The organism is Geobacter sp. OR-1 (assembly GCF_000813145.1).
GTDB lineage: Bacteria > Desulfobacterota > Desulfuromonadia > Geobacterales > DSM-12255 > Geoanaerobacter.
This window is the reverse complement of sequence record NZ_BAZF01000009.1, coordinates 1-13426: the sequence shown is the minus strand read 5'-3', so window position 1 is coordinate 13426 and position 13426 is coordinate 1. Positions and strand designations below refer to the sequence as shown.

Genomic DNA, 13426 nt, shown 5'->3' with positions numbered 1-13426 from the left:
ACAAAGGGGCTACGGAAATTCCGTAACCCCTTTGTTGAAATGGTCGGTGCGACTGGATTCGAACCAGCGACCACCAGACCCCCAGTCTGGTGCGCTACCAGGCTGCGCTACGCACCGATAACCTGTCAGCTTTCTAATATATTTCTGCAGATCTGCAGTTCTGTCCTGATCTCGTGCAGCAGGGATCTTATCGTTTCCGATGATTCCCGGGGTTCCTCAGGAGGGGTGGGCGGTGGGGCCGCCATGCCGGTGATCACCCGGCGGGCTCCTTCTATGGTCAACTTATCCTTGTAAAGAAGCTTACGTATTTTGATCAGCAATTCCAGGTCGTCCCTGGAATAGAGCCTTTGCCCGGTCGAGCTTTTTCTGGGCTTCAGCTGGCTGAATTCCGTTTCCCAAAACCTTAGTACCGACGGGTTCAGAGTCAGCGCTTTGGAGATTTCACCTATCTTGTAGTACAACTTGTCCGGGAGAGGGAGGTCCATCTCCGTTGGACTATTCAGCGTTCAAGGAAGCCTTTAAAACCTGGCTCGGCTTGAAGGTAAGGATCTTTCTGGCCGTAATCGTAATCTCTTCGCCGGTCTGCGGGTTTCTGCCGCGGCGGTCAGCCTTGTCTTTTACTACAAAATTTCCAAAACCGGCGATCTTGATCTTGTCACCGGTCTCAAGGGTTCCCTTGATAATATCGAAAACCAGTTCAACGAGCTCAGCCGAATCTTTCTTGGAAAACCCGACTTTTTCATAAATCTTTTCTACTATGTCAGCTTTGGTCATATCTACCTCAAAATATCTAAATTTGTTGAATTAGTTCCGTTACTGACGGCCGGAAGGTATATAGCACAGGGGGGAATTATAATCAACCCCTTTTTACCTGATGGCAGCGCCGAGATTATTCACCAGGGCGTTGACTACACGCTGATGGAGCGCAGTTACTTCCTCGTCGGTCAAGGTACGGTCCGGGAGCCGGTAACGCAATCTGATCGCGATACTCTTCTGGCCTGCCGGGATATGCTCACCCTTGTACAGGTCGAACAGGAACAGCTCCTCGATTTCCTTGATCTTCAGGGCGCTGACACAGGCGCTGATGGCATCTGCGGCGACCGAATCGTCGAGAAGCATGGCAATGTCACGGGTCGCATCAGGGAACCGGGAAGGCGCACTGATTGCCACCTTCTCGCTGACTTTGGGGACCAAGCGGTTCATATCCAGTTCGAAGTAATAGACCGGCTTTTCAATGGCATAATTCTCCTGCACCGTCGGATGAATCTCTCCTATGGAGCCGATCCGCTCCCCGGCTGAGAACACGGTACAGGCCTTGCCAGGATGGTAGAACGGCTCGATCTCTCGCGATTCAAATTTCACTGCCGGTACATTCAAGGCATCAAAGAGATTTTCCACGACCCCCTTGGCATCGAAAAAATCGACCTCGTCTTTCCCCTGGTTCCACCCCTCGGGGCTTCTGAGCCCGGAGAGCAGCCCGCCAAGGACCAGCGGTTCGCTGGGAGAATCGTCGTCAGGCTTGACGAGATACACTCGGCGCAACTCGAAAATACGCTGGTTGAACACCCTGAAGTTGGCATTGCGGGCGGATGTTTCCAGAAGACCGGGGAGCAGGGTCGTACGCATGACCGCATGTTCGTCGATCAACGGATTCAGAAGCTTGACATGGACCGCACGGTGGTCGTCCGCGGGCAGAAGCATCTTTTCCGGCACATCCTGCGGGCTGAAGCTGAAGTTGACGACCTCGTTGAAACCGGAACTCACCAGCAGGTCCCGCACCTTACGTTCGAGACGCTGATGAAGCGGGGGGCGGTCTGAACTTACCCGTGCGTACGGCATCGTAACCGGGATGTTGTCATAACCGAACATCCTTGCCAGCTCTTCGATCAGGTCAATCTCCCGCTCCAGATCCACCCGGTAGGACGGTACCGTGACCCGGCACAAATCGGAACCCTCAACAGCTATGGAACATTCTAGGCTTTCGAGAATCTGCCGCGTATGTTCAGGGGTGATGGCAATCCCCAGCAACTCCTCGATACGATTCTGCCGCAAGGTAATGGCCCGCGGAGAATAAGGAGCCGGATAGACATCGATCATCCCGGCGGCAATGGTACCCCCGGCTAGTTCGCAGATCAGCGAGGCGGCCCGGTCCAGGGCTGTCGGCACGGCTTCGATATCGGCGCCGCGCTCGAAGCGATGGGACGATTCGGAATGGATCCCCAGCCTCTTGCTGGTTCGGCGAATTGCTGAAGGGTTGAACCAGGCGCTTTCCAGAAGAATATTGACAGTCGAGTCGGAGATCTCTGAATTCTGTCCCCCCATGATCCCGGCCAGAGCCACTGCCCGGCCGCCGTCACGGATAGTGAGATCTTCGGCGGTCAGTGTCCGCTCCTGATCGTCCAGGGTGGTAAACCGCTCCCCTTCCCCTGCCCTTTTCACGACGATCCGCCCTTCGACCAGTTGATCGTGATCAAAGGCATGGAGCGGGTGGCCATACTCCATCAGCACATAGTTAGTGACGTCCACGACGTTGTTAATGGAGCGCATCCCCACGGCCGTGAGTCTCTCCACGAGCCAGGAGGGAGACGGGCCGATCTTGCAGCCGCTGATATAACGGGCAGCATACCTGGGGCAGAGGTCTGCGTCCTCGATCGTCACAGAGGCGAACTCGTTAGCCTTTCTGTCCCCTTCAACAATACCGAACTCCTGCTTTCTGACCTTTTTGCCAAGCTTGGCAGCGACCTCGCGGGCAATGCCGATGATGCTCAGGCAATCCGAACGGTTCGGCGTCAATCCAATCTCGAAGATCACATCCTTCATCCCCAGCGCATCGAATACAGGTACGCCGAGTTGCAGGTCCTGCGGCAGGATCATGATGCCGGCGGATTCATCGGCAATCCCCAACTCCTTTTCCGAACAGAGCATGCCGCATGATTCCTCGCCCCGGATTTTTGACCTCTTGATCTTGAAATCACCCGGCAGGACAGTGCCGATCTGGGCCAGGGCGACCTTATCGCCGGCCTTGAAATTCTGGGCGCCGCAGACGATATCGAGGATCTCGCTGCCGTTGTTCACCTTGCACACGGAAAGCTTGTCCGCATTGGGGTGCTGGGCCTTTTCCTGCACCAGGGCAACGACAACGCTGTCCATTCCGGTGAACCGCTCCTCCATCCGCTCCACCTCAAGTCCGAGCATGGTGAGCATGGCCGAGAGATCGGCAGGAGATAGATCGACATCGACAAATTCTTTGAGCCAGTTATAACTGATTATCATATCCGTTTTCTTTCAAGAACCGTGGATGAGTTACGTCTAGAACTGCCTGAGGAATCGGAGATCATTTTCAAACAGCAACCGCATGTCGTTGATCCCGTACTTGAGCATTGCAATCCGTTCGATCCCCATGCCGAAGGCAAAACCGGAAACCGATTCCGGGTCGTACTGCACATGCCGAAAGACCTCGGGATCAACCATGCCGGCACCGAGTATCTCAAGCCAGCCCGACTGCTTGCAGACCCGGCACCCCTTGCCTTTGCAGATCACGCAGGCAATATCGACCTCTGCGGACGGCTCCGTGAACGGGAAAAAGCTCGGGCGCAGCCTGACGCCGATCTCCTTGCCGAAGTACTGGGTGACAAAAATGGTCAAGATCCCTTTAAGATCGGCAAAGGTAATCCCCTTATCGACCATGAATCCCTCGATCTGGTGAAACATGGGGGAGTGGGTCGCATCATAGTCGCAGCGATAAACCGTGCCCGGAGCAATGACCCGGACCGGAGGCGCATGATTGAGCATGGTCCTGATCTGGACCGGAGAGGTATGAGTTCTCAGGAGCAGATCGTTTTCAACGAAAAAGGTGTCCTGCATATCCCTGGCAGGGTGATCCTTGGGGAAATTGAGCGCCTCGAAGTTGTAGTAATCGAGCTCAATCTCCGGCCCTTCGGCGACCTGAAACCCGAGGCCGGCAAAGATGTCACTCACCTCTTCGATAACCATCGATACCGGGTGCTTTGAGCCCTTTGGCTGCTGCCGGCCCGGCAGGGTCACATCGATCCGTTCGCTGCGCAGCTTCGCATCCCTGGCATTTTTCCTGGTCTGCTGAAGGACCGATTCAATCCGCTCTTCCAGCAGGTCTCTGACCGCATTGACCACCTGACCGAGCTTTGGACGCTCCTCGGGCGTAAGGGCGCCGATACCCTTCATTACGGATGTCAGCTCCCCCTTTTTCCCGAGATATTTTACTCTCAGGTTCTGGAGTTCCTCTTCACCGGAAATTGCGGCTATCTCCTGAAGGGCCCTGGTTTTGAGCTGTTCCAGTTGTTCATTCATGGACATGATTGTTGGCCTTTTGATAAAAAAAGGGAAATGAGAGTAGCTCCCATTTCCCTTTTATCGGTTCGCAAGCTTTAGACGCTGGCTTTTGCCGTGGCGGCGATGGCAGAGAACCCTGCAGGGTCGGACACTGCGATATCAGCCATAACCTTGCGGTCAATAGCGACATTGGCCACTTTGAGGCCATGGATCAGCTTGCTGTAGGTAAGCCCGTTCAGACGTGCTGCGGCATTGATGCGGGTAATCCAGAGGGCACGGAAATCCCTCTTCTTGACACGTCGGTCGCGGAACGCGTAATTAAGGGCGCGATCCACCGCCTCGGTGGCACTCCGGAAAAGTTTACTCCTGGCACCGCGGTACCCTTTTGCGAGCTTCAACACCTTGTTTCTTCTCTGTCTCGCTTTAAATCCTCGTTTTGCGCGTGGCATGTTCTACTCCTCTTTTTCTTGTATTTCACCTGATCCGCAAGGGGAGACGTTTCCTCACGGTTCTCGGCAACTGTTGCAACGTGAATTGGAAACAGTGAAAGTGAAGATATTTCTTCACAATCACATTTCACCATTCACGGCTTTTACCTTTTACATGTACGGAATCAGTCTGGCAATATTCTTCGCGTCCACACCCTCGACAATGGCCCCTTTGCGCAGGTTGCGCTTGTTCTTGCGGGTTTTGGAGGTCAGGATATGGCTGGTAAAGGCGTGGCTTCTCTTGATCTTTCCTGTTCCGGTTTTCTTGAAGCGCTTTGCAGCGCCGCGGTTGGTCTTAATCTTTGGCATTTCAATCTCCTTGCGATCTATTTTTTCGGGGCGACAATCATATACATGCTGCGCCCTTCCATTTTCGGTCTTACTTCTATAACTGCAACTTCCTGAAGCTCTTCAGAAATCTTTTCAAGGATCTCCAAACCAAGATTGGTGTGCGTTATCTCACGACCACGGAAAACCATGGTAATCTTGGCCTTGTTCCCCTCTTCAAGGAACCGCTTGACATGCTTGACTTTAAAATCAAGGTCATGATCATCGGTCTTGGGTCTCAGCTTCACCTCTTTCAGCTGAACCTGAACCTGCTTTTTCTTGGCTTCCTGAAGCTTCTTGCTCTGCTGATACTTGAATTTTCCGAAATCCATTATCCGGCATACCGGTGGAACCGCTGTAGGTGAAACCTCTACAAGATCGAGTTCCTTTTCTGCCGCCATAGCCAAAGCCTCACCAAGTGTGAGTATGCCGAGCTGCTCGCTCTCCGGGCCGATGACCCTTACTTCACGAGCCCTTATGGCCTGATTGATGTTTACGGTCGGTTTAGCTATGGTACCACCTCCTGATTAAAAAGAATTCGTACTTGCTCCATCTGCCGCAAAATTCTTAACATAGCGGAATTATTTGTGGTTTGCAGATTCCTTGATAATAAACTCCGCAAACGAATCGGCCTTCATCGGCTCCAAATTGCTGCCATCCCGGAACCGGGGGGTGACGGTCGCGGTTTCTACTTCACGATCGCCGATGACCAGCATGTACGGAACCTTCTGCAATTGCGCTTCACGGATCTTAAACCCGAGCTTTTCGTTCCGGAAATCCTTCTGAACCCTGATTCCGGCTCCCCGCAAGGTCTCGTAAACCTGCTGCGCATAAGGCTGCTGACTGTCGGTGACGGTCATGACCATTGCCTGCACCGGGGATAACCAGACCGGGAAGTTCCCGGCAAAGTGCTCGATCAGAACGCCGATAAACCTCTCGATCGAACCGAGTATGACCCTGTGGACCATGACTGGGCGTTTGCGCTCACCATTCGCATCCACATAAGTCAGATCGAACCGCTCTGGCAGGGTAAAATCGCACTGGATTGTAGCACACTGCCACCTTCTGTCAAGACAATCGCGCAGTTTGATATCGATCTTGGGCCCATAAAACGCGCCATCGCCCTCATTAATCTCGAACTCGCGACCGCTGTCCTTCAGAGCCCCGAGAAGGGCGTTGGTCGCCCGCTCCCAGTCCTCGTCCGAGCCGATGGATTTATCCGGCCTGGTGGAAAGTTCCATCTCATACTGGAAACCGAATATCCCCATGACGTCGTTGACAAAGGAAATGACCCCTTTGATCTCGCTGTCAAGCTGTTCCGGGGTACAGAGGATATGGGCATCGTCCTGGGTAAAGCAGCGGACGCGCAGCAGTCCGTGCAACACGCCGGCACGCTCGTGACGGTGAACCGTCCCCAGCTCGAAGAACCGGAGCGGCAGGTCGCGATAACTCCGCAGATGAGACTTGTAGATCATCATGTGCGACAGACAGTTCATCGGCTTGATGCCGAACCCCTGTTCGTCGACTTCCGTAAAATACATGTTCTCACGATAGTTCTCGTAATGCCCGGACCGCTGCCAGAGCTCGGTCTTGAGGATCTGCGGTCCGACAACTATGTCATAATCTCTCTTGAGATGCTCTTTCCGCTCGAAATCTTCGATGATGGTCCGGAGCAACGCCCCTTTCGGGTGCCAGATTGCAAAACCTGCCCCCACTTCATCGGAAAAGGAGAAGAGATCCAGCTCGCGGCCTAGTTTACGATGATCACGGCGCTTCGCCTCCTCCAGCCGCTCAAGATAGGCGTCAAGTTCCTTCTTGTCGCTAAAGGCGGTGCCATATACCCGCTGGAGCATCCGGTTGTTTTCATTCCCCCGCCAGTAGGCGCCGGCAATGGAGGTAATCTTGAATGCCTTGCACCACGAGGTCGACGGCAGATGCGGACCACGGCAAAGATCGACAAAATCCCCCTGACGGTAAAGGGAAACCGTATCGGCATCGAGATCGCTGATGATCTCGACCTTGTAATCCTCGCCCATATCCTTGAACAGAACGATTGCGTCGTCTTTTGACAGCTGCTCGCGCCGGATCGGGATATCGGCCTTGGCCAGCTCCCGCATCTTTTCTTCGATCTTCTCCAGATCTTCAGGACTGAAAGGCTGCTCCACATCGAAATCGTAGTAAAAACCGGTCTCGATCGAGGGGCCGATGGTCACCTTGGCTGCGGGAAAGAGTGCTTTGACCGCCTGGGCCATCAGATGCGACGTGGAGTGCCGGATAATGTCCAGCCCCTCGGCGCTTTTATCGGTAATGATTGCCACCTCGGCAGCATCAGTTAGCGGCGCATAAACGTCGACCAGCTCGCCGTTGACCTTTCCGGCAATGGCTGCCTTGGCAAGGCCGGCGCCGATGGCCGCCGCAAGGTCGCGCACTGTTGCGCCTTCAGGAAGAGAACGGCTGGAACCGTCCGGCAATTTAACGGCTATTACGCTCATTATAAGCCCCTTAACAGAAAGAGGCATCGAACATCGATGCCCCGTATCCGCCGTTTGGTGCAGACTGGAATGCATGGTAGGCGCGGGCGGTTTCGAACCGCCGACCCCTAGCGTGTCGAGCTAGTGCTCTACCCCTGAGCTACGCGCCTGTAAGCAAAACGAAGGTGATTATTATCAATGCCGCTCTTTGTTGTCAAGCAAATTGTTAGACAATCAGGCTGTTTTTACGGGCCAGACACGAAATGACGGCGGAATATACCTCGTCAGGCGAAATTTCCGCAATGCATTTCGCTCTGTTTAGGCATGTTGGCGTATAACCGAATCTGGTGCAGGGTGAGCAGGAGAGCCCTTTGTTGACTACAACGTGGTTATCCCCCCTGGGCGCCCATTTGGCGGCGATACCCGACCCGAACAGCGATACCGTGGCCTTCCCCAGTCCGACCCCGATATGCAACACCCCGGAATCGCCGCTCACCAGGAGAGCACCGCGGTCGATTACCGCAGCCGTTTCCAGCAGGCTGGTCTTCCCGGCCAGGGATATTGCCGGGAGCCCCTGCACTATTCCGTCCCCCTCAGCGGCATCTTCCCGGCCACCGATCACGACCACCGGGATGCTCCGCTCCGACAACCTTCGGGCCAGAGTCCGGAACCGGTCCATGCCCCAGCGCCGTTCCGGGATGCTGGCACCGGGGAAAACGGCCACAAACCGGTTTGCTTCCAGACCGCTCAGGAGTCCGGCAACCTTGTCGGCAGCAGCGGCTGGTACCGACAGCCAGGGAAAAACAACATCAGCCGGAGTGTCTATCCCGAACGGTTGCAGCAGCCGGTAAAAACTCGCGGCCTCGTAATCATCTTGTGAATACGGAACCGGGTAATTGAACAGCCTGCTCCGTTCATTGGTGGCAAAGCCGACGAGCACAGGGGCGCCGATAAGCCTGGCAACTGCCGCGGAGAGACGATGCCACTGCTCGGAATCGATCACCACGTCATAGGAACTGCGCATTGCAGCAACAAGCTCGCCTGGAACATCATAACGCCTTGTCGTGCGGATCTCCCGGCACAGACCGAAGATAGCGGCATTTCTCTTTTCCGCGAGCAGGTCAATGGCGGCATCCGGGAACTTCTCTCTTATTGAGTTGATTGCCGGGATCAGATGAACCGCATCGCCAATTCCGCCCGGTCGGATCAGAAGGATCGACAATGGCCCGCCCAGCGGGATTGTTCCAGCAGGCGGTGCCGCTAAAAACCGCACAAGAAAGGCTCCTAACAACTGGTCCAGTTTCTTGAGCAGGGTTATCTTCACCCTTGTACCACACCGCCGACACAGATGTTCCACGTATCGAATCCCGGTTCCCTGCCGGTCAGCCATTCAGTGAAAAATACCGGGATCATGCCGTGGGAAGCGAACAGGGACTGCATCTCCGGCACGAACAGGTAACGCATGCGATGGCATTCTTTGACCCGGTTGTGGGCCTGCGTCTTCCGGTTAAATATATGGACCTCGTAGTTCACATCCACCACATTCTCGTTCGGATGCATCACAGGCTCTGCGATTCTGGTAATTTCCAGCTCTTCGTCTGCCAGACGCTTGACCCGCACCGATGGCCGGTCTTCGAGAACTGCCGGGCCATACCAGCAATCGAAGAGAAAAAGCCCGCCCGGTTGCAGGTGCATACTGGCCGTGGCAAAGAGCTGTTCAAGATCATTATTGGCGGTCATATAACTCGCTACATGAAATAAAGAAACGACCGTATCAAACCGCTCCGGTATACGGACACTCCTGACGTCCCCATGCGAAAACGCAAGTTTCTCCCGCATGGCGTCGGACAAAACCTGGCGCCGCTGTTCCGCACTTGCCAGCATCCCTTCGCTCAGGTCGACGCCATGAATCCGGTATCCCCGTTCGGCCAGAAGCTCGGCATGGCGCCCGGTGCCGCACCCGAGCTCAAGTATGGCAGACGCCGACGGACAGTGCGCCCTGATGAGCTGTTCGACAAAATCCACCTCGGTCGCATAATCCTTGTCGCGATAGAGAAGATCGTAATAGCGTGAATAATCGGCGAAAACCGTCATGAGAAAAGCTCCCTCAACCGTAGAGCAACTACATCCATCTGGGCATCATTAAGGGCAAGGCCACTGGGGATATAAAAGCCCCGCAGCGCCAGGCGCTCGGCAACGGGGTGACTCTCCCCGCCGAACAGCCCCATACGCCGGAATACCGGCTGCTCGTGCATCGGCCAGAAAAACGGCCGGGTACCGATGTTGCGCTCTCCCAGAAGCTGCATCAGCTGCTCGGCAGCCATCGCTACCGAGTCGTCAATCACCACCCCGTAGACCCAGTAGATATTATCGGCGTAATCGGTATGGGCCAGCGGCAGCTGTAACCCGCTGGTGCCGGACAGCAGATCGGTGTAACGCCTGCCCATAAGGTGCTTCCGGGAGATAAAATTGTCCAGCCGTTCCAGCTGGGCCAGGCCGAGAGCAGCCTGCAGATTCGTCATCCGGAAATTGAACCCCAACTCCTCGTGCACGAAGCGTTTTCCGGTCTGAAAGCAGAGATTGCGAAGCGAACGGCACCGTTCGGCGAGGAGATCGTCATCGGTAACGACCATGCCGCCTTCTCCGGTGGTCACATGCTTGTTCGGATAAAAACTGAACGTGGACAGTTCGCCGAACGATCCGCAGGGACGATCACGATAGGACAGGCCATGGGCTTCAGCGGCGTCTTCTATCACTTTCAGCCCGTATCTCGCCGCAATATCGAGCACCGGCCCCATATCGACGGGCAAACCGTAAGTATGTACAGCCATGATCGCCTTGGTGCGCGGGGTAATCACACCTTCAATCTTGCTCACATCCATGTTCCAGGTGAGGGGATCGCTGTCGACCAATACCGGCCTGGCACCGGCCCGGACAACTGCCGCAGCGCAGGATATGATGGTGAACGCCGGCATGATCACTTCATCGCCTGCCCCGATCCCCAGCGCTGCCACCGCTGCTTCGAGTGCTGCAGTGCCGTTGCAGACCGCTATGCCGTGCTTTCGCCCCACCCTGGCAGCGAATTTGGCCTCGAACTCCTTGACAAATGGCCCTTCAGAGGATATCCAGCCAGTATCAATACACTCGAGCAGGTACTTCCTCTCGTTGCCGTCGAGAAGAGGTTCGTTTACCGGGATAAAGTCATTGTCCATTGGCTGCGCCTAGTTCCCATCTTCTGTTGAGACGCCGTTAAAGCGGGTCTTGTCCTGATCCCCGGCATACGGCCCCTGCTTGACCTCGATCATCTCGACCTCTTCCAGGACTTCAAAACCATGGCCGCCTGATGCCAGCAGGATGACATCCCCTCCCGACAAAATGCGGCTCTCCAAAAACCTTTGGCTGTCATCGTAAAAATCCACCCGAAGCTTGCCCCGCTTCACCAATAACACCTCCTGGGTGTAGATAACCTCACGCGGTACCGGCTCATGCAGATGAGATTCAATGATCTTTCCGACCGGATGATGCATATAGGCAAGCTGCTGGGAATAGTTGACCGGAGTGAAAAAACTGCACCCCCGCCTCCCTGAAATCATTACGGACAATTAGAGCGATCACCTGCTCTCCGGCTTTGATAGTTTCAAGCATTCCATACTCCCAGGAGTAAGCTGCCACTGCAAATTGTCATTTCTGATTCCCGCCTTTGAAGGTCTGTTCGGTCGCACCGGTCATGATCCGGTCCACCACCTCCACCCCCTGCATGAATGAGTGGTCCATGTTCCCCACCTCATACTGCCAGGCGCCGAACCGGCCACGGGAATAGACCCCTTGCGCCTCAAGGTATGGGTGGATAACCGCGAGCGCCCGGTCTCTGGTCAGTGACGGGACCGGGTAGGAGTATGGGATATCGATGAGGTAGCGGCTGACAATATCATTTGCCTGTCCGGATTCGATCATACCTGAATTTACGAGACCGGCTATCGTTGTCGCGATGATTGTTGCGCTATCAACCGGTTTATGCGGCGAATAGGTCGTTTCGCACATCAGGGAGAAGAACCGCCCGACATCTCCCCTCGGCACATTGTTCGGAGAATAATTGTAAAAATTGGTGACCCGGTAAAACGGGGAGCTGCTTTCCGGAAAATACATCCAGCATTTCGGGTCGACCCGCCTGCCTGAGAACCCGAGACCCACTATGAGTCCGCTGTTGTGAACAAGCCCGGAAACGGCATCACGCAACGGCTCAGGGGCATCGACCGATTGCTCGACCAGGACATCGACCGGAGAGCTGTTGATCAGGATGTCGTAATGGTACTCCTCGCCGTTCCGGCACCGAACGACCTTATTGCCAAAGTCTATTGCGCAGACATCGCATCCGAAGCTGATCCGGTCTTTGAACGGCCGCACGATCCCCTCGAAAATCGCACCGGTACCACCCTGTTTTGGAAACCGGAACCGGTTGTTCGGCCCCCAACTGACATCATCGCGCTGCTCCGCAATGTTCCGTTCGATCCGGCTAAGATCCACAACACTGACTCGCTCACCGATCCACTCCCTGCTCATCGATTCGAGCGGCATCCCCCAGACCTTACTGTTGTATGGCTCCATGAAATACTTGACAATCCCGGCGCCAAAAACCGACTCCATCCACTCCCGGAAATTTGCAGCAGCAGACGGATCTCCGGACAGTGACCGCAGTCCATGCAGGCACTCCTGCAATGCTTCATCCGGGAGGTGCCGGATATTGTTCTGGAACGGGTATGGGACCCAGGTGCCGAGGATACGGACCCAGCTCTCGCGGAGATGTTCGTAATATGCATCTCCCAGTGACTCCTCGACCGCCCGGTCAAAATAGTCGTAATGCGAGAAGAGGACATGCCCCCCTACGTCCCAGGTAAAACCATTGCTGTCGACATACGAAGCGGCAAGACCGCCGACATGGTCGCTCCGCTCAAGAATCCGCCAGTCCGCATGCCCCAGCTTGTCCAAGTGGTATGCCGCCCCAAGGCCACATGGTCCGGCACCGATGATAACAAATTCATATTTCATAAGAACCGGAAAAACCCTATACCGTCGTTCGCTCTGCCAATCAAACCAAGGAGTTTTCTATCCCGCTCCCCTAATATTTTTACTTCAGCTTTTCCGTTGTATTGTAGCTCAATTTCACGCAGACCTTTCATGACCCCTTCCCGGGACAGGACATCATGAAATACTATGCAGCCCCCCTCTTTCAGTAAATGAACGGAGATATCAAAATTATTCATAACTGCTTCGTAGGAATGCTCTCCATCAATGAATATGAAATCAAATCTCCGATCCCAACTTGAATCAATAGATTGAATATCACCCATCTGTTGAACATTGTAATGTTTACCGGCATCAGAAATTGGACACGCAAGGCAAGTACCGCCGTACACACCGAAAAATGCGGTAATTATGTCAAGATTGCCCGGAAGGAATTTGCTATTTAATTGTTGCATATAGAATTTTGGATTTACAAAAACTCTATGAGGTATATTTGGATCAATACTGGTCAAGTGACCTTTCCATTCAGATACAACTTCCAAAATCCAGCGGGAAGAGACTCCAATAAAACTGCCAACTTCAAGAATACATTTTGGTTTGTGCTTAAGGAGAATATTTCTTAGAAGCAACGCATCGGTTGGCTTTAAACTGCCATGCAAGGCATGACGGGTTTTTTCCTTATAAAGAATATGTTGTTCGTTTTTTTCAACAAATAAAACAATTCAAGCCATATCCTCGAATATTTAAGTAAAGCACAGATCATTCTTTGCCCTTCTATCAATTGACAACAGGAAAATATTTAGGCTTTAT

13 protein-coding genes, 2 tRNA genes and 1 pseudogene are annotated in these 13426 nt (G+C 54.1%); all 16 read right to left on the bottom strand.

Annotation, left to right across the window (positions count from 1 at the left end; genetic code table 11):
- Positions 1 to 40 precede the first annotated feature (40 nt).
- Positions 41 to 117 (bottom strand) — tRNA-Pro (locus OR1_RS10840).
- An 8-nt stretch (positions 118 to 125) separates the two neighbouring features.
- Entirely contained in the window at positions 126 to 485 is a 360-nt protein-coding gene (locus tag OR1_RS10835) for a MerR family transcriptional regulator (protein WP_041971886.1), read from the bottom strand.
- 10 nt (positions 486 to 495) lie between these two features.
- Positions 496 to 774, bottom strand: coding sequence for an integration host factor subunit alpha (locus OR1_RS10830; protein ID WP_041971884.1), 279 nt, complete (start codon positions 772 to 774; stop codon positions 496 to 498).
- A gap of 93 nt (positions 775 to 867) precedes the next feature.
- On the bottom strand, positions 868 to 3273 hold the full coding sequence (gene pheT / locus OR1_RS10825; RefSeq protein WP_041971883.1) for a phenylalanine--tRNA ligase subunit beta: 2406 nt from the start codon (positions 3271 to 3273) through the stop codon (positions 868 to 870).
- Between the two features lie 36 nt (positions 3274 to 3309).
- Complete coding sequence (gene pheS / locus OR1_RS10820) at positions 3310 to 4326, bottom strand: phenylalanine--tRNA ligase subunit alpha (protein WP_041971992.1); 1017 nt, start codon at positions 4324 to 4326, stop codon at positions 3310 to 3312.
- A gap of 77 nt (positions 4327 to 4403) precedes the next feature.
- Positions 4404 to 4757 (bottom strand): 50S ribosomal protein L20, encoded by a 354-nt coding sequence (gene rplT / locus OR1_RS10815; protein WP_041971882.1) that lies wholly within the window; start codon positions 4755 to 4757, stop codon positions 4404 to 4406.
- A gap of 150 nt (positions 4758 to 4907) precedes the next feature.
- Positions 4908 to 5105, bottom strand: coding sequence for a 50S ribosomal protein L35 (rpmI, locus tag OR1_RS10810; RefSeq protein WP_041971881.1), 198 nt, complete (start codon positions 5103 to 5105; stop codon positions 4908 to 4910).
- Positions 5106 to 5122: 17 nt separating this feature from the next.
- On the bottom strand, positions 5123 to 5635 hold the full coding sequence (gene infC, locus OR1_RS10805; RefSeq protein ID WP_041971880.1) for a translation initiation factor IF-3: 513 nt from the start codon (positions 5633 to 5635) through the stop codon (positions 5123 to 5125).
- 69 nt (positions 5636 to 5704) lie between these two features.
- On the bottom strand, positions 5705 to 7615 hold the full coding sequence (gene thrS / locus OR1_RS10800) for a threonine--tRNA ligase (RefSeq protein WP_193377102.1): 1911 nt from the start codon (positions 7613 to 7615) through the stop codon (positions 5705 to 5707).
- Between the two features lie 74 nt (positions 7616 to 7689).
- Positions 7690 to 7764, bottom strand: a tRNA-Val gene (locus OR1_RS10795).
- Between the two features lie 56 nt (positions 7765 to 7820).
- Positions 7821 to 8867: a glycosyltransferase family 9 protein gene (locus OR1_RS10790; protein ID WP_237754276.1), complete on the bottom strand. Its 1047-nt coding sequence runs from the start codon at positions 8865 to 8867 to the stop codon at positions 7821 to 7823.
- 47 nt (positions 8868 to 8914) lie between these two features.
- Positions 8915 to 9688 (bottom strand): class I SAM-dependent methyltransferase, encoded by a 774-nt coding sequence (locus OR1_RS10785; protein ID WP_041971876.1) that lies wholly within the window; start codon positions 9686 to 9688, stop codon positions 8915 to 8917.
- Entirely contained in the window at positions 9685 to 10806 is a 1122-nt protein-coding gene (locus OR1_RS10780; protein ID WP_041971875.1) for a DegT/DnrJ/EryC1/StrS aminotransferase family protein, read from the bottom strand. The genes OR1_RS10785 and OR1_RS10780 overlap by 4 nt, the downstream gene beginning before the upstream one ends.
- Before the next feature lie 9 nt (positions 10807 to 10815).
- A pseudogene (locus OR1_RS10775) lies at positions 10816 to 11239 on the bottom strand (hypothetical protein).
- Positions 11240 to 11275: 36 nt separating this feature from the next.
- A complete protein-coding gene (locus OR1_RS10770) occupies positions 11276 to 12640 on the bottom strand; it encodes an NAD(P)/FAD-dependent oxidoreductase (protein ID WP_041971873.1) in 1365 nt (454 codons plus the stop codon).
- A complete protein-coding gene (locus tag OR1_RS21580) occupies positions 12637 to 13275 on the bottom strand; it encodes an O-methyltransferase (RefSeq protein WP_160295240.1) in 639 nt (212 codons plus the stop codon). The genes OR1_RS10770 and OR1_RS21580 overlap by 4 nt, the downstream gene beginning before the upstream one ends.
- Positions 13276 to 13426: the final 151 nt, after the last annotated feature.